Source organism: Corynebacterium sp. HMSC072A02, assembly GCF_001810085.1.
Lineage (GTDB): Bacteria > Actinomycetota > Actinomycetes > Mycobacteriales > Mycobacteriaceae > Corynebacterium > Corynebacterium hesseae.
Genome location: NZ_KV799832.1, coordinates 49,359 through 70,398 on the forward strand (window position 1 = coordinate 49,359; position 21,040 = coordinate 70,398).

18 protein-coding genes and 1 pseudogene are annotated in these 21,040 nt (G+C 65.5%); 18 read left to right on the forward strand and 1 reads right to left on the reverse strand.

Annotation, left to right across the window (positions count from 1 at the left end):
• The first annotated feature begins 62 nt into the window (after positions 1-62).
• The 7 genes from HMPREF2698_RS13590 (at position 63) to HMPREF2698_RS03940 (ending at position 7,375) form a co-directional block, all read left to right on the forward strand.
• Complete coding sequence (locus tag HMPREF2698_RS13590) at positions 63-590, forward strand: hypothetical protein (RefSeq protein ID WP_232745441.1); 528 nt, start codon at positions 63-65, stop codon at positions 588-590.
• Complete coding sequence (locus HMPREF2698_RS03915; RefSeq protein WP_070562234.1) at positions 587-1,630, forward strand: ABC transporter ATP-binding protein; 1,044 nt, start codon at positions 587-589, stop codon at positions 1,628-1,630. Before HMPREF2698_RS13590 ends, HMPREF2698_RS03915 begins: the two co-directional genes overlap by 4 nt.
• Positions 1,627-2,379, forward strand: a complete 753-nt coding sequence (locus HMPREF2698_RS03920; protein WP_070562236.1) for an ABC transporter permease — start codon at positions 1,627-1,629, stop codon at positions 2,377-2,379. The genes HMPREF2698_RS03915 and HMPREF2698_RS03920 overlap by 4 nt, the downstream gene beginning before the upstream one ends.
• Positions 2,376-3,113 (forward strand): ABC transporter permease, encoded by a 738-nt coding sequence (locus tag HMPREF2698_RS03925; RefSeq protein ID WP_070523826.1) that lies wholly within the window; start codon positions 2,376-2,378, stop codon positions 3,111-3,113. Before HMPREF2698_RS03920 ends, HMPREF2698_RS03925 begins: the two co-directional genes overlap by 4 nt.
• 73 nt (positions 3,114-3,186) lie before the next feature.
• Positions 3,187-3,870 carry a class I SAM-dependent methyltransferase gene (locus HMPREF2698_RS03930; RefSeq protein ID WP_070562239.1) on the forward strand — a complete coding sequence of 228 codons (684 nt, stop codon included), beginning with the start codon at positions 3,187-3,189 and terminating at the stop codon, positions 3,868-3,870.
• The gene (locus HMPREF2698_RS03935; protein WP_070531852.1) at positions 3,867-5,645 is read left to right on the forward strand and encodes an ABC transporter ATP-binding protein; all 1,779 of its coding nucleotides are present in this window, start codon (positions 3,867-3,869) and stop codon (positions 5,643-5,645) included. Before HMPREF2698_RS03930 ends, HMPREF2698_RS03935 begins: the two co-directional genes overlap by 4 nt.
• Complete coding sequence (locus HMPREF2698_RS03940) at positions 5,642-7,375, forward strand: ABC transporter ATP-binding protein (protein ID WP_070517736.1); 1,734 nt, start codon at positions 5,642-5,644, stop codon at positions 7,373-7,375. The genes HMPREF2698_RS03935 and HMPREF2698_RS03940 overlap by 4 nt, the downstream gene beginning before the upstream one ends.
• A gap of 17 nt (positions 7,376-7,392) precedes the next feature.
• Here HMPREF2698_RS03940 and HMPREF2698_RS13415 read toward each other — a convergent pair whose 3' ends face one another.
• Positions 7,393-7,560 carry a hypothetical protein gene (locus tag HMPREF2698_RS13415; protein ID WP_154762579.1) on the reverse strand — a complete coding sequence of 56 codons (168 nt, stop codon included), beginning with the start codon at positions 7,558-7,560 and terminating at the stop codon, positions 7,393-7,395.
• A gap of 12 nt (positions 7,561-7,572) precedes the next feature.
• Here HMPREF2698_RS13415 and HMPREF2698_RS13180 point away from each other — a divergent pair, with 12 nt between their 5' ends.
• From HMPREF2698_RS13180 to HMPREF2698_RS03990, 11 genes and pseudogenes are all read left to right on the forward strand, one after another.
• Positions 7,573-7,947, forward strand: coding sequence for a hypothetical protein (locus HMPREF2698_RS13180; RefSeq protein WP_141748922.1), 375 nt, complete (start codon positions 7,573-7,575; stop codon positions 7,945-7,947).
• Between the two features lie 541 nt (positions 7,948-8,488).
• Positions 8,489-8,647 (forward strand): annotated as a pseudogene (locus tag HMPREF2698_RS03945) (protein tyrosine phosphatase); the annotation flags it as partial.
• Between the two features lie 94 nt (positions 8,648-8,741).
• Complete coding sequence (locus tag HMPREF2698_RS03950) at positions 8,742-10,694, forward strand: glycosyltransferase (RefSeq protein WP_070523817.1); 1,953 nt, start codon at positions 8,742-8,744, stop codon at positions 10,692-10,694.
• Positions 10,684-11,211: a phosphatase PAP2 family protein gene (locus HMPREF2698_RS03955; protein WP_070517733.1), complete on the forward strand. Its 528-nt coding sequence runs from the start codon at positions 10,684-10,686 to the stop codon at positions 11,209-11,211. The genes HMPREF2698_RS03950 and HMPREF2698_RS03955 overlap by 11 nt, the downstream gene beginning before the upstream one ends.
• Entirely contained in the window at positions 11,208-12,215 is a 1,008-nt protein-coding gene (locus HMPREF2698_RS03960; RefSeq protein WP_070517732.1) for a decaprenyl-phosphate phosphoribosyltransferase, read from the forward strand. Before HMPREF2698_RS03955 ends, HMPREF2698_RS03960 begins: the two co-directional genes overlap by 4 nt.
• A gap of 48 nt (positions 12,216-12,263) precedes the next feature.
• On the forward strand, positions 12,264-14,009 hold the full coding sequence (locus HMPREF2698_RS03965) for an arabinofuranosyltransferase AftB family protein (RefSeq protein ID WP_070562241.1): 1,746 nt from the start codon (positions 12,264-12,266) through the stop codon (positions 14,007-14,009).
• A gap of 144 nt (positions 14,010-14,153) precedes the next feature.
• Complete coding sequence (locus HMPREF2698_RS03970; protein WP_070562243.1) at positions 14,154-15,185, forward strand: alpha/beta hydrolase; 1,032 nt, start codon at positions 14,154-14,156, stop codon at positions 15,183-15,185.
• 302 nt (positions 15,186-15,487) lie between these two features.
• Entirely contained in the window at positions 15,488-17,401 is a 1,914-nt protein-coding gene (locus tag HMPREF2698_RS03975) for an alpha/beta hydrolase-fold protein (protein WP_371325929.1), read from the forward strand.
• Between the two features lie 10 nt (positions 17,402-17,411).
• The gene (locus tag HMPREF2698_RS03980; RefSeq protein ID WP_070562248.1) at positions 17,412-17,936 is read left to right on the forward strand and encodes a DUF732 domain-containing protein; all 525 of its coding nucleotides are present in this window, start codon (positions 17,412-17,414) and stop codon (positions 17,934-17,936) included.
• A gap of 54 nt (positions 17,937-17,990) precedes the next feature.
• Positions 17,991-18,929, forward strand: coding sequence for a cutinase family protein (locus HMPREF2698_RS03985; RefSeq protein WP_070562251.1), 939 nt, complete (start codon positions 17,991-17,993; stop codon positions 18,927-18,929).
• A gap of 125 nt (positions 18,930-19,054) precedes the next feature.
• Positions 19,055-20,914, forward strand: a complete 1,860-nt coding sequence (locus HMPREF2698_RS03990; RefSeq protein WP_070562253.1) for a FadD32-like long-chain-fatty-acid--AMP ligase — start codon at positions 19,055-19,057, stop codon at positions 20,912-20,914.
• Positions 20,915-21,040: the final 126 nt, after the last annotated feature.

The window sequence follows — 21,040 nt, forward strand, 5'->3', positions numbered from 1 at the left end:
CGCGCCATGCGGGCCCGGTCCGCCCGGCACCGGCATGGCGCCGGCAACCGAAAGAGGTACCAGTGAACACGATCCGGACCATCAGCGACGTGCTTCGGGACAAGGCCGATGAGACGAAGAAGGGGATCACCTTCGTCGAGAATCGGCGGGACGTCCTCGTCCCGTACGGCCGGGTCCATGCGGAGGCGGTGGCGGCTGCGACTCGGTTGGCTGAAGCCGGCATCGGCCCCGGCGATCGCGTGATCTTCCAAGTTTCGGAGAACCGCGGGCTCATCCGGGCGTTCTGGGGCTGCGTCTACGCCGGCGCGGGCGATGCGGGGCCGGCGGCCGAGACGACCGTAGTCCGGGCGACCGGCCCAGGTTCCTACAAAATGACCGCGGCGATTGCTGCCGCCACCGTTGCGTCGGTCGCGGGGAAGCCGGTCGCGCCGGGGTGCCGGGATCTCGTCGGCCACCCCCGGCTCCTCGAACCGGTCCTCGCCTTCGCCCGCGATGCGGGCATCCATATCGAAACGCCGCATGACAACCCGACCACGGGGCCACTGCCGGCAGCGGCCCACTGCGACACCAAAGAAAAGGAGAAACGATGACAGATCAAGCTGAACGGGGTGCGGCGATCGTCGTCCGCGACCTCACGAAGAGCTACCCGATTGCGGGCAAAGCCGGCACCGCGCCCGAAGGCGGGGCAGGTGCTCCGCCGGACGGCGGGCGCAAGGGAAAGCGCGGCGCCCGGATGCGCAAGCATGTGCTCGACGGCGTGAGTTTCACCGTGCCCGCCGGGTCGATCGTGTCGTTCCTCGGCCACAACGGCGCAGGCAAGACCACCCTCATCCGAATCCTGTCGACGCTCATTACCGCAGACTCCGGCGAGGTGAGCATCTTCTCGCGCGATGTGAAAGAGGACCCGGCGGGCGTGCGCGCCGACATTGCCACCACCGGCCAATTCGCGGCGATCGACGAGAACCTCACCGGCTGGGAGAACCTGGAGTTCTTCGGGCGGCTGCGCGGACTCGACCGCGCCGACGCGGCCGCCCGCGCGACGGAACTGCTCGCGCAATTCTCGCTCGCAGACAGTGCTTCGACGTTGGCGTCGGCCTATTCGGGTGGCATGCGGCGCCGTCTCGACATCGCCGCGTCGCTGTGCGTCGTGCCCAGGCTGCTGTTCCTCGACGAACCCACGACGGGGCTGGACCCGGTCAGCCGCGAAGAGCTGTGGGGCTTCATCCGGCAACTGCGGGACGACGGAATGACCCTGGTGCTGACCACCCAGTACCTGGAAGAGGCGGAGGCGCTGGCAGACCACGTCCATCTGCTCAAGGACCGCCGCATCGTCGCCAGCGGAACGCCGGAGGAATTGCGCCGCGACTTCGGGTCGCACGTGCTCCGCGTGTCCTTTGCCACCACCGCCGAGGCGGAGGCGTTCGCCCGCTGCCTCGGACGAACGTGCCTGGACGGCGTCCGCGTCGCGGGGAAGTCGGTGTCCCTCGACGTCGACCCCGGACCGCAGGTCCTCGAGGCGGTGGCGCAGGCGATGGAGGCCTCGGAAGCGTCGCCGGATTCGCTGAGCGTGTCGCCGCCCACCCTCAACGAGGTGTTCATATCGATGAACGCAGGGGGTGCGGCGCGATGAGTGCGACGTCGGTCGCGGCGTTTCTCCGTCGGGATTTGCTGCTGTTGCGACGCAACACCGCGTCGCTGATCTCCATGTTCGTAGTTCCGACCCTCTTCCTGCTGTGCCTGTACGCGGTGTTTGGGTACTCGGCGGGACAATCCGGCTTCGGGTACCTGCGTTTCGTGCTCGGCGGCTGCCTGTTCCAGGCGGCGATGTTCACTGCCGCGGCGTCGGCGATGGCGGTGGGACAGGACGTCGAATCCGGGCTCGTTGACCGCGTGCGCGTGCTGCCCGGGGCCACAGGCGGCTATGTCGCCGGCAGGCTCGCCACCGATGTGCTGCGGATGTCCGCGTCGATCGCGGCGCTGCTGGTCGTCGCGTGGTCCTGCGGCCTCGACATGGCTCTCGGTGACGTCGCGTGGACAGTCCTGTGGTCACTGCTCGCCGCCGCGGTCCTGTCCCTGGTCACGGACGGGGTGATCCTGATGGTGCCCGCCCCGGTGTCGACAGCCTCATCGATCCAGGCGCTGGAAATGCTGCTGCTCATGTTCTCCACCGCGTTCATTCCGGCGACCGCTTTGGACGGCTCCCTGCGCGACGTCGTGCGCCACATGCCGTTTTCGCCGATCATCGAGGTGATCAGGGCGGCGTCCCCGGATGCCTTCCCGGATAGTGCCGGGGAAGAGGCAGCCCTGTGGCTCGGTGTCGCGGCGGTCGCCGGAATCGTCTTGTTCATCCGCCGGTTCACCTCGAGGAGCGAATCATGATCGGCCCCATCTTCGTGCATCTGCGGCGCATTGCCCACATTTGGCTGCGGCGCCCCGACTTCTGGTTCATGACGTTCATTGCTCCGCTCGTGTACCTGTTCATCGTCAACCGCATGTTCGGTAGCCTGGTCAGGCAGCTCACCGGAGAGTTCGAACTCCCGAACGCGGTCATCCTGGTCGTGACGACGTGGGCGTTCATCTTGGCCATCACGGGATCGTCCACTGTGTTCGTTGAACGCAGCAATGGCCTCCACGAGCGGTTGATCACCATGCCGGCGCCGTACGCGGCCGTGCCGGTCGCACGGATCATCGCTGAGTTCATCCGGATCATGGCGATGTCGGTCGTCGTCGCGGCGGTGGCCGCCTTGCTTTCCGACAGCCCCCCTGAGGCGTCCTGGTGGTGGAGGATCGCGGTGACCGGCGCGATGGTTGCCGCGGCGGCCGCATGCACCGGCACGTACATCGCGTTCTCCATCACCAGCCCCCAGGGCTCCGTGGCCCTCATCCCGTTAATCATCGTTGCGATGTTCGTCAACACGGTGCTCATGCCCGCCGACCACTTCCGTCCCCTCCTGCGCGGAATCGCCGGGCACACCCCCGTATCCGCGGCCGGCGAGGCCGTCAACGGCACCGGGGCTGCGGGTCTGGTGGTCTGCGCGGCCTGGTTCTTTGGTATCGCCGTGCTCGCGGCGTGGGGCATCGCCGTGAAAACGAGGCCGGGGGAGTCTGCATGACGGCCCGCGAATCCGAGCATCTAACCCGAAACCGCCGCGTGGACGCGGCCCACACACCCGGAGACAGAACCAGATGAAGTCGATCGCCCAGATCGTCCAGAACAACCGCAGGCTCCTCGCGGCCTACGAGGACAAGGTCCAGCCGAGGTTCCTAAGCCGCTATGCGCGCGAACCGATGGACGTCGCTGCCGTGTACCGGAAGCTCCGTGCGCTGGATCCCGGGCCGGATACGCCGGCCCGGGTCCTCGACCTCGGTTGCGGAACCGGGTGGCTCGCCCGCACGCTCGCCGCTGAGTCTCGCTATCGCAGGGCGAACATCGTCGGCTACGACCTGTCGCCCAATGCGATCCGCATCGCCCGCGAACGCGCCGCCGCCGACGGGCTCGGGGCCCGGACGGAATTCCACGTTGCCGACATCCTCACGCCGCTCGCGGGAGAGCCCGGCGGGGCCTGTGAAATCTGGGTGTGCGGCGCGCTCCACCAAATGAAGGATGCGGGAGCCGCGCTCGGCAGGGTCTCCGGGCTGCTCGCCGACGGCGGCATCGCTTACGTGCAGACGTTCGTCGAGGATCCCGACGTGAACGAGCGGGTCGACATGGCCGTCATGGCGAAGATGGGCCACCGGGTGTTCCGGGGCAGCGAGCTCGAGGACCTCGCCGAAGCCAACGGGCTGAAGCTGGACGGAGCCTCACGCGCCGGCATGGTGTATTTCTGCACTCTCGCGAAGAAAAGCGTGATCGGGGAGGCGGGGAAGTGAGCGCCGTGGACGGGACCGTCGGCCCGTGGTCGCTGCTCGCCCCGATCCGGACCCGGATGCGTGCGGTGGTCGCGTTGTCCGTCCTGTCGTCGGTGGCTACCGTCGCTTCGCTGGTCGGCATCATCGACATCGCGATGACGTACCCGGAGGCCCCGGTGCATCGGACGTGGTTGGCCGTGGCTGTCATCGTCGTCGCCGCGACGGTGCGAATGGCTGCAGACGGCGCCGCCGGCATGCTCTCGCACCGGGCGGATAACGACCTGCAGCTCCACCTCCGGCGCCGGTTGGTTGCCCATATCCGGAAGCTGCCGCTGGGCTGGCTGGACGCCCGGCGCTCGTCGGGGATCATCGGGTCGGTTGAGAAGGACGTCGCGGCCGTCCACCAGCTCATGGGCCACACCGTCGGCGAGACCGTGGTGGCGGTGCTGGTTCCCCTGCTTTCCCTCATCGCGCTCGTCGCGGTCGATTGGCGGATCGCGGCGGTGGCGGTCGTCCCAGTGCTGGTCACCTTCGCCCTGATGGGCATGATGATTTCGCGCGGAGCCGATCTTCAGCGCGACTACGAGCGAGCCTCTGAAAAAGTGACGGCTGCGGTCATCGAGTTGGTGCGCGGCATCCCTGTGATGAAGTCCTTCGGACGCGCCAACCAGGGCGCGGGCCGCTACGATGCCGCGGCGTCGTCGTTCGTCCGCGCGTGGTCCGCCTGGTCCCGGCAGTCGAACATCTATCTCGGGCTCATCGACGTGGTGACGTCCCCGATCACGGTCCTCGCAGTGGTGTGCGGCGCCGGCCTCGCTTTGAGGGACACCGCGGGCGGCAAACCCGAGGGTCTCGTCGCCGGGCTGGTTCTCGGCCTTGGACTCTCCGCGGCGATCGTGCGGGTGGCCATGAACTCCGAACCCATCATCGCGGGGCTCGCCGCTCTGAAGTCCATTGCGAAGGTGCTGAGCACGCCGCCGATCGCCGAGCCCGCCGATCCGGTGCCCGCGCGCGGGGGCGCGCTCGAGGTTCGGAACCTGGTCTTCTCCTACGGGGATGGGCCGCGGGTCCTCGACGGGATGTCCGCGACGTTCGAACCGGGGACCCTCACGGCGCTGGTGGGGTCCTCCGGTTCCGGAAAGTCCACCGTCGCCCGGCTGTTGGCACGTTTCCACGACCCTGTCGAAGGCTCGGTGCTGCTGGGCGGCGACGATCTTCGCGACATCGCCGTGCGCGACGTGCACCGTTCGGTGTCGGTGGTGTTCCAGGATCCGCAGTTGCTCACGCTGCCCTTGCGGGAGAACATCCGGCTGGCCAGGAGAGACGCCACCGACGGCGAAATCATGGCGGCCGCGAAGCTCGCGAACCTCGATACGGTCATCGCGGCGCTGCCGAAGGGCCTGGATTCGGTGGTCAACGTCGACGTGACCTTTTCCGGTGGTGAGGCGCAGCGCGTGGCCATCGCGAGGTCGATTGTCACGGACGCGCCGGTGCTCATCTTCGACGAGGCAACCGCTTACGCGGATCCGGCTTCCGAGGCCCTCATTCAGTCCGCAATCGAGCGTTTGGCTCGTTCGCGGACGGTGATCGTGATTGCGCACAGATTGAGCACGATCCGCAACGCCGACCGCATCCTCGTTCTCGATGGGGGAGCGGTCGCGGAGGCGGGCACCCACGACGAGTTGCTTGCGCGCGGTGGCCGCTACCGGGATCTGTGGCGCGCGTTCGCGCTCGACGACGAACCATCCGCCCCGCGGGGCACTGAAGCAGACGATGAAAAGGCAGGGAACCGATGATCCGGGACTTGTGGTCGATGACGGATCGGCGCTCGAAGATGACGCTGGCGTGGCTCATTGCGTTGGCCGCGCTTGCCGCGCTGGCACAGGGTGCGGCGTTCGTCGCGCTGCTGCCGCTGCTGTCGGCTCTGGCCGTGGGAGATGATGCGACGGCGTGGCGTTTCACCGGCGTCATCGCCGGCCTCGCGGCCGCCCATGCGGTGCTGTCCCTCGCCGCGGGGACGGTCGGCAGGGCGAATTCCGCAGCGGTGCTGTCGTCCCTGCTGCGTTCCCTGGGCGAACGCGTGCTGACGTTGCCACTCGGGTACGTCACCAAGTCCACGGCCGGCCGCTTTTCGGAGATGGCGTCTTCGGGCATGGCGTTCGCGGCGTCCGTGCCGCACGTGATCCTGAGGCCCGTCATCGCTGCTGTGGTTGCGCCGACCGTCATCGCTCTCGGAATTCTGGCGGTGGATTGGCGCGTCGGGTTGGTTCTCGTCGCGTCGGCGCCGGTGCTCTTCTTCGCCTACCGGGCCATTGGCCGGGTTGGCGGGGAGTCGGACGAAGCGCATGCTGACGCCGTAGCTGCCGTCTCCGGCAGGCTGATCGAGTTCACCCGCGGCCAGCAGGTGATTCGCGCCGCGGGCGACGGTTCGGCGGCGGACGCGATGGTGGATGAGGCGATCCAGGCCCAACACGATGCGTTCGCGAAGGCGACGTCGACGCAAGGCGCGGCCATCGGACGGTTGGGCTCGGTCGTCCATGCGGTGTTCACGGCGGCGGTGGTCGTCGCCGTGGCGGTCGCCGCGACGGGCGGGATGTCACCGGCGCATTTGGCGCCGATGCTCATTGTGGTCGTCCAGTTCACCGGACCTATCACCACGGCGGGAGCGTTGTCCGGCGGTTTCGGCGCGGGCCGCAACACGTTGGCTGCGCTGCGTGACCTGCGGGCGATCCCCGCCCTTCCCGAGCCTGCCGCACCGGAGCTGCCCGACGGGCATGACGTGGAGTTCCGCGGCGTGAGCTTCGGGTACGGGGATAAGAAGGTTCTCGACGGCGTCAGCTTCCGTGCACCTCAGGGAGCACTGGTTGCCGTAGTGGGACCGTCGGGGGCGGGCAAGACGACGGTCATGCGGCTGCTGTCGCGTTTTCATGATCCGGACTCGGGGGAGATCCTCATTGGCGGGGTGCCCTTGCCTCGGATCGGCACCGACGGCGTAAACTCGCTGGTGACCCCGGTGTTCCAGGAGACGTTCCTCTTCGACGCGTCCGTGCGGGACAACGTGGTCTTCGCCGACCCCGGATTCGGTTCCAAGCCCGGCGACGGAGACCGCTTGCGCGAGGCCGCCCGGCGATCCGGGGTGGACCGCATCGTGGAGCTGCTGCCTTCCGGGTGGGATAACCCGGTGGGGGAGGAGGGGACGCTGCTGTCGGGAGGCGAGCGGCAGCGCGTCGCCATCGCCCGGGCGCTTCTGAAGGATTCCCCGGTGGTGCTTTTCGACGAGCCAACGTCCTCGCTGGATGCGGCCACTGAGCAGGCGATTGTCGGCACGATGGAAGCGTTGCGCGGCGATCACACCGTGATCGTCGTCGCCCATCGCCTGCACACCGTCCGCGATGCCGACCTCATCGTCGTGCTTTCGGAGGACGGGACGGTCGCAGAACGGGGCACGCACGATGAATTGCTGGCGAAGGGCGGCCGCTACGCCGAGTCGTGGACGTGCCGGACGGGAGGCTCCCCGGGCGCCTGATCCTCGTCCGTCGAGGACTATCGCTCCGGTCCGGTACCGGTGCAGTGGTCCCGCCACGCCGTCCCGGTCAGCGGGTCCTCGACGATGCCCTGGGCGACAGGGTCGTAATTGAAGCCGTAGTGCTCGGTGCGGTGGGCGGGGCACACGTCTTGGACGGTGATGTTGGTGACGCCGGGTTCCCGCACGAAGGAGTTTTAGTGGGGGAGCACGGCATTGTCGTGCCGCGTGCCCAGGAAGGTGTACCGCACGCCCGGTCGAGTGATGTCGCCGATGGTCAGCTCATTCAGCAGCATGGAACCGGAGATCTGCTGTTCCCAGGCAAGCGCGTTTGTTTTGCCGGCGTTTCGGGAGTATCCGTGGCGCATCTCGGGGTGGACGTCAAAGCGATCGGCTGCGCTGTGCGCCCGGGGCCCGTGGTTCGAGGCACCGGTACCGATGAGCTGTTCGACGACCCGGTCCCGGGAATGAGGATGACGGGCAATTCACCGTCCCGGGGTGGCACCGGAAGTCGTTGGCGCCGGGGGCACCAGACTGGGCTTGGCCATGGACAGGGCCCGGGCGGCCGCGGGTGAGGTTTGCCGGCGGCCGGGCCACCGGTCGGGAAACCGCCGTCCGACAGCGACGAGGGGATTCTCGTCACCTCGTCGGGGCGTGTTCCTATATAGGTTGTGAACTCCACGGGTGGGCTTGGGGCCTGACCCCCGGAGAGTAGACACGTCGGGGGTCAGGCCCATCCTTGGTTCCTCATTGGGGCATGTGATGGCGGGGATTTCTCTGAAGGTTTCGTTTTCCCTTGCTGGCGTTCTTTTTGCAGCATTTCTTGTTTGTACCGGCGTTTATCTCACTTGGGGAGCAGTTGGGAAGAGGTTCGCTAAAGTCGACTCTTTGAGCTGACTTAAATAGGAAGAAAGACACTCTGATCATGTGTTGCTATGAGGAGTATCCTTCTTATTGCACAGAGTTAATAGTTGTCAGTTAGCGAAAAATTAGTCAGTATTGTTCTCTACTTTCTCAATCTCCCTCCGATTCGACACTCTCTTGAGCCTCTGACAATTGCGGCCACGAGTTCGTGACCATCGAGGTCGATTTCCTTTTGGCGCCGCAATCATAGGCGACGAAGTCGGCAAGGACATCAAGATTTGGGATATCGCTACGGCAGAAACCGTAGAGGAGACCCGCGAGCTGGCTGACGACCTCGGCGCCCGCGTGCTTTACATGCTCAACCGTCTGGGCATCGAACCCATCTCGGAGGATGCACCCCTCTCGGCTTAGCTTTCAGCCGCGTGGGAACTCAGCTGAAGAGTGCGAAACCACTAATCTTGGTTCCTGAATACTGTCGAAACCTGTGTGGAGAACCGAAAATATCGTGACTGCCAACAAATCTGCTGCGTACGAACCCGTACAGCGCATCCTGCTGCCCAAGCGTGGCGAGCCGGTCGACGTCCGCATGCTCTACCTCATCGAGTCCGAGCAAAACCGCGAGCGCCTCAGCTGGAGCGGCCGCACCTCCGTGACCATCCCGGCCGGCGAGGAAGCCTCCTTCGAGACCTACTTCAACGCCTTCCCGGCCGCCTACTGGCGCCGCTGGTCTCAGCTGAAGTCCATCGTGCTGGTGATGGACGTCGAGGGCGAGGCCAACATTTCCCTCTACCGTTCCAAGCAGGATGGCCAGCGCATCGCCGTGGCCAACCACGTGGTGACCACCGGCCACCACGAGTTTGAGCTGCCCCTGAAGAACTTCGAGGACGGCGGCCTGCTGTGGTTCGATGCCTCTGCCGTTGAGGACACCGTGCTTGCCGACGCCTCCTGGTGCGCCCCCCACGCCCCGAACCCGCAGCTCCTACCGGACGGCAGTGAGTACCCGGCGCAGGACAAGCGCGTCGCCGTGGGCATCCCGACTTTCAACCGCCCCACCGATGCCGTCGCGGCGCTGCAGGCGCTGGCAGAGGACCCGGTGGTGGACGGCATCATCGACTACGTCCTTATGCCGGATCAGGGCAACCAGCACCCGGCGGACGAGCCGGGCTACGACGACGCGGTGGCGCACTTCGGTGAGCGCTTCCGCGAGTTCCGCCAGGGAAACCTGGGCGGCTCGGGTGGGTACTCCCGCATCATGTTCGAGGCGCTGGAGAATACCGACTCGCCCTACATCCTCTACATGGACGATGACATCGCCATCGAGCCGGATTCCATCCTTCGTGCGGTCCAAGCAGCGCGCTACGCCGCCAAGCCCTTCATCGTGGGCGGCCAGATGCTCAACCTGCAGGAGCGCTCCCAGCTGCGCACCACCGGCGAGCGCGTCAACCGCGCCGACTTCATGTGGGGCGCGGCCGAGCACGCCGTTTACGACCACGACTTTGCCAAGTACCCGCTGCGCGCCATCGGTGACGCCCAGTCCCACCTCGACCCGAAGAAGTACGACTCCCGCGCGCTGCACCGCCGCGTCGACGTGGAATACAACGGCTGGTGGATGTGCCTCTTCCCGCGCGTCGTCGCGGAGAGCATCGGGCAGCCGCTGCCGCTGTTCATCAAGTGGGATGACACCGAATATTCCCTGCGCGCCGCCGCCCACGGTTTCCCCACGGTGACCTGGCCGGGCGCTGCCATCTGGCACATGGCGTGGGCGGATAAGGACGATGCCATCGACTGGCAGGCCTACTTCCACCTGCGCAACCGCCTCATCGTGGCGGCCCTTTACCACGAGGGCGATGCGCGCGGGATTACCAAGTCCATCTTCAAGTCCACCCTCAAGCACACCATGTGCATGGAGTACTCCACCATGGCCATCCAGCTGGAGGCCATGAAGGACTTCCTGGCCGGCCCGGATCAGCTCTTCGACATCCTGGAGTCCTCGCTGCCGCGCATCGCCGCGATCCGCAAGGAATTCCCGGACGCCGTCATCATCGAGTCGGCGGATCAGCTGCCCGCGCCCACCGGCGCGCCGGGCGTGCCCACCCGCAACATCGGCGGCCGCCTGGGCAAGATCAAGAAGATTCCGTGGCTCATCAAGTCTGCCAAGCACCTGGTTACCAAGGAAGACCCGGCCCATCACGAGGCGCCGCAGCTCAACCTCACCCCGGAGGAGGCCCGCTGGTTCACGCTCTCCCGCGTCGATTCCGCCACCGTCTCCACCGCGGGCGGCACCGGCGTGGCCTTCCGCAAGCGCGACCGAGAGCTGGCCCTCGAGCTGGTGAAATCCACCCGCGAGCTGCTCAAGGAAATCGAGGAGAACTTCGATGACCTGCGCGCCGAGTACCGCGCGGCCCTGCCGGAGCTGACCTCCCGCGAGTCCTGGCGGAAGGTCTTCGATGCCCAATAAGCTTTCTGTCGCCGAATCCCACGTCCTCGAGAAGATTCAGGACGTGGCCTTCGAGGCCCCCGGCGTTCTGCCCACCGCGCGGGGCTTAAGCCACTTCGGCGAGCACGCCCTGGGCTGGCTGGCTCTCTCTGGTCTGGGTGCTGCCGTGAATTACCAGAAGCCGGCGCGCCGCCGCCAGTGGGTAGCTGTTGGCGTGGGCGCTTTCACGGCGCACGCGGCCAGCGTTGTGATCAAGCGCATTGTGCGCCGCAAGCGCCCGGACTATGACTACGTCAAGGTGGGCGTGAAAACCCCGTCTAAGCTGTCGTTTCCTTCTTCTCACGCGACGTCCACAACGGCGTTCCTCGTGGGTGCCGCGCACGTTCTGGGAACCCCGGCACCGCTCGTCGGTGTGCCGGTCATGATGGCCTCGCGTATGGTGCTCGGGGTACATTACCCATCCGATACGGCGTTCGGCGCCCTGCTGGGGGCCGCCACCGCGGAAGCATGTCACCGCTATGAAAGGAAGACCGCATGAGCGAACGACCAAACCGCGTCGACGACGGTGAGCAGAGAGTCTTCCACTCTGAGCCGCACACCTCCGGCATCGATACCGGCCGCAAGCGCAAGCCCCCGAAGAACCTTGCCGACGGCATGGTCAAGGCCCTGCGCCCCAAGCAGTGGGTCAAGAACGTCCTGGTCTTGGCCGCCCCTGCGGCCGCGGGTGCGGACTCGCTGTTCCATTCGCGCGTGCTTCTCGACGTCCTCCTTGCCTTCATCGTCTTCTGCATGGGCGCGTCCTCCATTTACCTCATCAACGATGCCCGCGATGTGGAGGCTGACCGCGAGCACCCGACGAAACGCTTCCGCCCGATCGCGGCGGGCGTGCTTCCGGTGGGCCTGGCCTATGTCATGGCGGCCGTGCTCATCATCGGCTCGATTGGCCTGTCCTTCCTGGCCACGGCCGGTCTGCAGCTCGCCATCGTCATGGCTATCTATATCGGCCTGCAGCTGGGCTATTGCTTCGGCTGGAAGCACATGCCGGTGATTGACATCGCCCTGGTGTCCTCCGGCTTCATGCTGCGCACCATGGCCGGCGGCGTGGCGGCGGGCATCGAGCTGTCCCAGTGGTTCCTGCTGGTGGCTGCGTTCGGCTCCTTGTTCATGGCCTCGGGTAAGCGCTACTCGGAGATCCTTTTAGCCCAGCGCACGGGCGCCAAGATCCGCAAATCCCTGGAGGGCTACACGCCCACCTACCTGCGCTTCGTATGGACGCTGGCGGCTACTGCCGTGGTCATGTCCTACTCCCTGTGGGGCTTCCAGCTCTCCAACGAGTCTGATGGCCCGGCCAGCGTGTGGTACCAAATCTCCATGGTGCCGTTCACCATCGCCATTCTGCGCTATGCCGCCGATGTGGACCGCGGCAATGGCGGTGCACCGGACGAGATCGCCCTGGAGGACCGCGTCCTTCAAATTCTGGCCCTGGTGTGGCTGGCATGCATCGCCATGGCGGTCTACATCATGCCGGTAATGGTGGGCTAGCCAGCGGCGATCGGGAACAGGGCAAGGCAAGTGCTAAACTCTCTCCTCATGCGAAAATCCGATACACGTACCGCGGCCGCGCTCAGCGCGCTGGCCTCGGTCATCGTGATCGGAGTTTTCTCGTTTTGGGGTGGATTCGCCCGCCGCTGGATCTCCGACGACGGCCTGATCGTCCTGCGCACTGTACGCAACCTCGAGGAAGGAAACGGACCCGTCTTCAACGCGGGCGAGCGCGTCGAGGCCAATACCTCGACGCTGTGGCAATACCTCATCCTGCTCGTGCGCTGGGTAACCAACGCCCCGCTGGAATCCATCGCCGTCAACCTGGGCCTCGTGCTGGCGGTAGCGGCGATGGTGCTGGGGGCGTGGGCCACGGCACGCGCCTTCTTCCGCTCGGGCCAGTTTGCCGCACCGCTGGTGGCTCCCGCGGGCGCGCTGGTCTACCTCGCGCTGCCCCCGGCTCGTGACTTCTTTACCTCCGGGCTCGAATGGGGCCTGTCCATCTTCTACCTCGCGGCCCTGTGGGCGCTGCTGCAGCACTGGGCGCAGTCCCGCGATAGCGCCAGCGCCTATTGGCTAGCGCTGTGGGCCGGGCTGTCCTGGCTCGTGCGCCCGGAGTTTGCGCTCTACGGCGGACTGGCCGGCCTGCTGCTCTTGGCGGCACACCGTAATTGGAAGGCGTGGCTAGGCATCCTCGGCGCGGCCCTTCCCATCCCCGCGGGCTACCAATTCTTCCGCATGGGCTACTACGGCCTGGTGACTCCGCACACGGCGGTGGCCAAGTCGGCGTCGTCAAGCGCGTGGGGCAGCGGCCTGAACTACCTGAAGGATTTCGTGGGGCCTTATGCCCTGTACCTGCCCGTTCTCGTGCTGGCGGGTGCGGCGTTGTGGACCTTCCGCGCCCAGCTGCGCCCGGCAGCGCTGCGCAGCGCCACGACCGTGACCTACCTGATGGTCGGGGCGGCGGCGGTGCACGTGCTGTACGTGCTGCGCGTCGGCGGTGACTTCATGCACGGACGTATGCTGCTGCTGCCGCTCTTCGCCGCCCTTCTCCCCGTTTTCGTGCTGCCGCTCAAGGGCCTTGTGTCTTCGCTCGCGGTGGCCTTCTGCGCGGTGTGGGCATTCATCATCGTGCTGCGCGGGCATCCGACGGATTGGGATGCCTATGAAAAGCCGCTGTCCATCGTGGATGAGCGTGATTTCTGGACCTATGCCACCCACCGCGAGGCGGGCCACCCGCCGCGCTCGGCGCGGGATTACCTGGGGATGAAGTTCATGCGCGGCTACGAAGAAGCCGGCGAGAAACTCGTTGGCGGAGATGCCCTGGCCACCATCTATGTGGAGGATAAAGAAAAGGACCTGCTCAACTGGCTCACCGTTCCGCGCGAGCCGGGAATGAACGAGCCACCGACGGTGTACTTGGTGAACTTGGGCATGACGTCGATGAACGCGCCGCTCAATGTCCGGGTTCTTGACACGATCGGTCTGGCCACGCCGATGGCCGCGCGCATGCCCCGCGAGGAAGGCGGGCGCGTGGGCCACGACAAATCCCTCGAGCTGGAATGGCAAGCAGCACTCACGGGCGCGGACATCGAGTATCTCCCGCCGTGGTATGACAAGGACAAGACCCGCCAGGCGCGCGCCGCGCTGGACAGCCCAGAAGTGCAGGAGCTCATCGCTTCCTATAGCGCGCCCCTGACGTGGGAGCGCTTCCGCGCGAATCTAGCTTTCTCGCTGACCTCGGGGCGCACGCTCATGTTGCCGTCTGACCCGAGCGATTATCCTGTCCATTAGCTTGGTGTGAGCTGGGGAGCACCCCCATGGGTAGGCGAAAATTGCCAGGGTGCGTTACGCTAAACAAGATTCTTGTTATTGATCTGTAACTATCGCTGGCGTGTTGGCGATGTAGTAGTGGCAGTAAAAACGTTAAGGAGAAACATGAGTTCACTAAGCTCTGGCCTGCGGACTCGGGTCCTCTCAGTGGTGGCAGCCATCGCTGTGGCTTTGGGCCTGGTAGTGACCGCGGGTACGCAAGAAGCATCCGCCGCCAACCGGGACTGGCTGCGTGGCGACGCCACCGGTGCCTGCGAGTGGGACCGCGTCGGCTACTGGGTACAGCGCTGCGACGTGTGGTCCCAGGCAATGGGCCGCAACATCCCAGTGCAGATCCAGCCGGCTAAGAACGGCGGCAACGCAGGTCTGTACCTGCTCGATGGCCTGCGCGCTACCGATTCCACCAATGCCTGGATCAATGACGTCAACGCCGCGCGCACCTATGTAGACCACAACATCACCCTGGTGATGCCGGTGGGTGGCGCAGCGTCCTTCTACGCGGACTGGAACGGTCCGGCCACCTACGACTTGGTCAAGCCGGTCAACTACCAGTGGGAGACCTTCCTGACCCAGGAGCTGCCGGCCTACCTGGAGGGCAACTTCGGCGTGGCCCGCAACAACAACTCAGTTGCCGGCCTGTCCATGGGCGCTACCGCTGCCATCACCCTCGCTGGCAAGCACCCGGAGCAGTTCCGCCAGGCGCTGTCCTACTCCGGCTACCTCACCACGACCTTGCCGGGCGCTCAGACGTTCATGCGCCTGGCGCTTCTCGACGCTGGCGGCTTCAACATCAACGCCATGTACGGGTCCATCATCAACCCGAAGCGCTTCAGCAATGACCCCTTCAATCTGATCCCGGAACTGGCTGCGAACGGAACGGATGTTTATGTCTCCGCCGCGTCCGGCATCCCGGGGCCGGTGGATCAGCAGCGCTACCGTCCGGAGCACATCGCGGCCGGCGTGGCCCTGGAAGGCTTTGCCAACGGCACCACCCGCCTGTGGGAGCTGAAGGCCCGCGCAATGGGCGTACGCCTGCAGACGAATTACCCGGCACAGGGCCTGCACAACTGGGAGCAGTTCGGATACCAACTCGAACGCTCCAAGCCACAGGTGCTTAACGTAATGAACGCTTGGTAATCATCTCCTGCGTGGCCGCCGTGCTCTTGAGCACGGCGGCTTTTTCATAGCCATGGTGGGCGTGTCCCCCTTCCCAAAGTCTCAAGTTAAACTTAAACTTGAGAACACATTAGACCGCTCACTACGCGTACGGTGGCGAGTTCCGCAGGAGGGGAACCTGCGGAGCCCGCTCGCGGTAGCGCGTGCCCTCATCTCGATTTACCCCTAACAAGGACTCTTCAATGCCGAACACTGCGTCAACTCAGCCCCGCCGGTCCGCCAAGGCTTCCGGCCTGCGTTCCCCGTCCGCAGCCCGCAAGGGCCTGACCATCGCTGCACTGCCCACCGCCGTGGCCGTGGGCTTTGCGCTGCTGCCTATTGCAAACGCGCAGTCTTCCGGCTCTTCCAGCGACGGAATTACTGATCTTCTGGGCAGCTCCAACCTCTCCGATTCCTTCGCCCCGTCCAATCCGCCGCAGCGTACCCCGGTGGAGACGGAATACCCGAAGATCGAGGGCTTGCCGGAGGGCGTGTCCGTGTCCCGCGTTGAGTACCTGACCAACCGCCACCTCAAGGTCTACATCAAGTCCGCCGCCATGCCGGACAAGGAACAGGTTGTGCAGATCCAGCTCGCCCGCGACTGGTACTCCCAGCCGGATAAGAAGTTCCCGGAGGTCTGGGCGCTCGACGGCCTGCGTGCCCGCGACGACGAGTCCGGCTGGACCATCGAGACCAATATCTTGTCCCAGTACGCCGACCGCAACGTCAACCTCATCATGCCGGTGGGCGGCGAGTCCTCCTTCTACTCCGACTGGCAGAAGGAAGACAACGGCAGGCACTACATGTGGGAGACCTTCCTGATGAAGGAACTCATCCCGATCCTGGAGAAGGGCTACCGCTCCAACGGCAAGCGCGCCGTCACCGGCATCTCCATGGGCGGTACCGCCGCTGTCAACCTTGCTGAGCGCAACCCCTGGGCCTTCAAGTATGTTGGCTCCTTCTCGGGCTACCTCGATACCACCACCACCGGCATGCCGGAGGCCATTACCGCCGCGCAGGCCGATGCCGGCGGATTCACCTCTACCAACATGTGGGGTGACCTGTACTCCCAGGATTGGATCGACCACGATCCGAAGCTGGGCATCGAGAACCTCAAGGACATGAAGGTCTATGTCTCCGCCGGTAACGGCAAGGATGACTACGGCCAGATCGGCTCGGTGGCCAAGGGCCAGGCCAACATGGCCGGCGTGGGCCTGGAGGCCATCTCCCGCATGTCCACTCAGACCTTCGTTGATTACGCTAAGCGCGCTGGCGTCGAGCCGGTGGTCAAGTTCCGTCCGACCGGCGTTCACAGCTGGGAATACTGGCAGTTTGAGATGACCGAGGCATGGCCCTACATCGCTGATTCCCTCGGCCTGGACAAGAGCGACCGCGGCGCGGACTGCACCCCGGTCGGCGCTATCGCTGAGGCCACCAAGTCCGGCATCATCGGTAACTGCGTGAACAATGAGTATGACGTCGCCGAGCGCGGCAAGGCCCAGGACTTCCAGGCTGGTACCGCTTACTGGTCCCCGGAGACCGGCGCCCACGCCGTCATTGGCCGCATCGGTGCTCGTTACTCCGAGCTCGGTGGCCCGACCTCCTGGCTGGGCTTCCCGACGACCGGCGAGGAAAAGACCCCCGACGGCCGCGGCCGCTACGTCCACTTCGAGCACGGCTCCATCTACTGGACCCCGGAGACCGGCGCTTGGCCGATCCCGAAGGACTTCTTCGATGCATGGGGCAAGAACGGCTTCGAGGGCGGCGACCTCAAGTACCCGGTTGCCGAGGCGCGCAAGGTCGGCGACGGCCAGGTCCAGGATTTCGAGGATGGCGTGCTGACCCGCAACCCGGACGGTTCCTTCCACATCGTCCACGGCGCCATCGGCGCGAAGTACAAGGAGCTGAAGGCTGCTGAGTCCGAGCTGGGCTTCCCGGTTGGTGAGGAAAAGGCCGTCAACGGCGGCTTCTTCCAGGAATTCGAGCACGGCAACATCTACTGGTCCATGGACTCCGGCGCGCACTACATCCTCAAGGGCAAGATCTTCGACGAGTGGGGCAAGCACGGCTGGGAGCAGGGCGAGTTTGGCTGGCCGACGGAGGACTACACCTCCATTCCGGCCGGTGGGCTGACCCAGTCCTTCCAGCATGGCGTCATCCGTGAGGTCATGGGCCAGGTCCAGGCGGATAAGAAGTAGGAGAACCGCCATGCGTCTTTTCCCCGCGCGTCCCGCCGCGGCAGCCGGCGCGGCCGTGCTGCTCGCCGCCGGTGCCCTGCTGAGCGGTTGCGGTTCCGCCACCGTCGAGGAGGGCGAGGCCACCGACACCTCCGTGGCGCCGTTGGAGCGTTCCTCCGCGGCGAGCGGCGGGGCGTCGGCAAGCTCGGCGTCAGCAAGTGGGGCGTCGGAAAGCTCTTCGTCGGCGTCGCGCACCGAAGAGGAACAGGACGGGGAACCGGAAGACCGCGGCGCACACGAGATCTCCGAGATCCCCGCCCCCGCTCCCGCGCAAGGTCCAGACCAGGACTTCCTGGCTGCGGTGGCGAAGGCCGGCGTCAACGTCGACGGCGTGGAAGACCAAGTGGTGGGTGCCGCGCAGGCCTCCTGCCAGGGCGATGCCGTCACCGCACCGGCAGTGGCCGGACAGCTCATCGAGCAGGGCCGCACCGAGCTTAGCCACGAGGAACTAGTCCGGCTCATCACCGAGCAGGGCCGCAAGCTCTGCGCTCAGTAACGTGGCAGGGATTTTCCAGACAATCCCGTGCCTTCTCGAGGTAGAAAGTTCTTCATGCGTAAAACACTTACCGTCCTTGCCGTTATTGTTCTCCTTGCCGTAATTGGCGGGGGAGCGGTCCACTTCCTCAACACCCGCGAGGAAGGAGAGCAAGGAAACCTTGCGGAGCCCGCCCCCTCCCAGGGGGAGGGCGAAGAAAACGCAACCCCCGAGCAACCGGATTGGTGCCCGCGCGTGGAGTTCATCTCCGCGCCGGGAACGTGGGAATCCGCCGCGGACGATGATCCGATCAACCCGGGGGCGAATCCGAACTCCTTCATGCTGTCGATTACGAATCCGCTGAAGGAGGCCTACGTTCCCGAGGACGTTAAGGTGTGGACGCTGCCGTACACCGCGCAGTTCAAGAACATTAACGCGCAGCATGAGATGAGCTATGACGATTCCCGCAACGAGGGCACCTCGCGCCTGGAGGGCGAGCTGACCTACATGCACGAGACCTGCCCGAACACGAAGTTCATCCTGAGCGGCTTTTCGCAGGGCGCGGTCATCGCGGGTGATGTGGCGGACCGAATCGGCGGCGGCAACGGGCCCGTGCCCGCGGAGAGCGTGGCGGGTGTCGCACTCATCGCGGACGGGCGGCGCCAGGACGGCGTGGGCATTAACCCGGGCGCGCACGTCGGCGGCGTGGGCGCGGAGATTGCCCTGCAGCCGGTCTCGACGTTGATTCAGGGCATCGTCCCGGGCGCCACGATGCGCGGTGAGCGCGCCAACGGTTTCGGAACGCTAGCGGACCGCACCTTCCAAATCTGCGCGCCGAATGACTCCATCTGTGATGCACCACTGGACGTCAGCAACGGCCTCGAGCGCGCCCGCGATCTTATCGACGCCAACGGCGTCCACGCACTGTATGCCTCTAATCCGGACACTATCGAAGGCACCACGGCCAACCAATGGGTGACGCAGTGGGCCAAGGACACCATCGACGCACAATAGCGCTTGGCGACGTCCCGCCTGCGCGCCATGTAACGGTCGGCGTGGTCCTTCTGATATTTTTAATGTCAAAAGTACGTGATGCAGGGGTGCGTGCCCCGCTCTACCCTACGAAGGAGCTTTCCCACATGGACCTGAAAGCCTTGATCGGCCAGTTCTTCGACGAGAAGGGCAACATCGCCCTGCCGCCCCACCTCACGTTGGCGGGCCTTGCCGAACACGTCTATGCCGCGGAGCAGCAGGCGGGAATCCCGGACCGCCCGGTCATGCGCCAATGGGTCTATAGCGATAACCCGGAGGGAACGCCGCGTGATGTCACCCGTTCCCAGGTCAATACCCGCATCAAGGCAGTGGCTGCGCGCCTGCAGCAGGTGGGCAAGATGGGGGACCGCGTGGCGATCTTGGCGGGCAACTCCCCCGAGTACATCTTTGGCTTCCTTGGTGCGATGTACGCGGGCATGACCCCGATCCCGCTCTATGATCCGAACGAGCCCGGGCACACCGACCACCTGCGGGCGGTTTTTGGTGACGCTAACCCGTCGATCGTGCTGACCAATAACATCTCGGCTGCGGCGAACCGCGCATACTTCTCGGACCGCCCGGCGGCCGAGCGCCCGCGCATCATCTCCATCGACTCCCTGCCGGATTCCCTGGCGCAGAGCTGGGTGAACCCACTGGAGACGGAGGAGGGCAAGGCGGCCCTGGCCGCGCTGCAGACCGCGCCGGTGGACCACCCGGCCTTCCTGCAGTACACCTCCGGCTCCACCCGGACACCTGCGGGCGTGCTGCTGACCAACCGCAACATCATGACCAACGTTCTGCAGATCTTCACCGCGGTGCAGATCAAGCTGCCGGCGCGCGTGGTGTCCTGGCTGCCGATGCACCACGATATGGGCATCATCCTGGCGGTCTTCGTGACGATTCTGGGCCTCAACCTGGAAATCATGACGCCGCGTGACTTCGTGCAGCAGCCCAAGCGCTGGATTGATCAGCTCAAGCGCCAGCCCATCGATGAGCAGCTGCAAGGTACCTATGCCGTGGTTCCGAACTTCGCTCTCGAGCTCGCCGCGCGCTACGGCGCCCCAGCAGAGGGGGAGAAGCTGGACTTCAGCAACGTCGATGGCATCGTGATCGGCTCGGAGCCGGTCACGGAGTCCGCGGTGAATTCCTTCTGGGAGACCTTTGGCAAGGAAGAATACGGCCTGCGCCGCGATACCCTGCGCCCCTCCTACGGCATGGCGGAGGCCTCGCTGATTGTGACTACACCGCAGACCCCGGAGCGCCCAATCATTTCCCACTTCGACCGCGAGCGTCTGGCCGAGGGTGAGGCGGTCATCGTGGAGAAGTCCGTGGACTCCGTGGCCTATGCCTCCTGTGGCCAGAGCGTCGTGGCCCAGCACTTGACCATCGTGGACCCGGAGACCAAGACCGAGCTGCCGGATGGCCGTGTGGGCGAGATTTGGCTGCACGGCGAGAACCGTGCCGCCGGCTACCTGGACCGTGCGGAGGAAACCGCCTCGACCTTCCACAACACGCTGGGGGAGCGCCTGGTGGAGGGCTCCCGCGTGCCGAACGCGCCGGAGGATAACAACTGGTTGGCCACTGGTGACCTTGCGGCAATTGTGGATAACCAGCTCTACATCACCGGTCGCCTCAAGGACCTCATCGTGGTGGCTGGCCGCAACCACTACCCGCAGGACATCGAGGGCACCGTGCAGGAGGCCTCGGGCCACGTGCGTGCGGACTCTATCGCGGCCTTCTCTGTGGAGGGTGGCAGCACCGAGGAGCTCGTGCTGCTCATTGAGCGCGCCGACGGTGCCAACCCAGCCGATGATGCCGCCGCCGCGGAGACGATCCGTTCCGCGGTCTCCGCGCACCACGGCGTGACCCCGGCCGTCATCCAGTGGTTCAACGCCAACGAAATCAAGCGCACCTCCTCGGGCAAGATTGCCCGCCGCGTGGCGAAGAAGAGCTACCTCGCCTCCTAAAGTTCGCGCCTTTCAACCCCCGTTTCCGCGCTACTGCGGAGCGGGGGTTGCCGCTGCCTGTGGGCATGTCGGTTATGAAACCCAAGTTAACAAAGTGGGATAATCGTCCGATAGCCCCTATATACG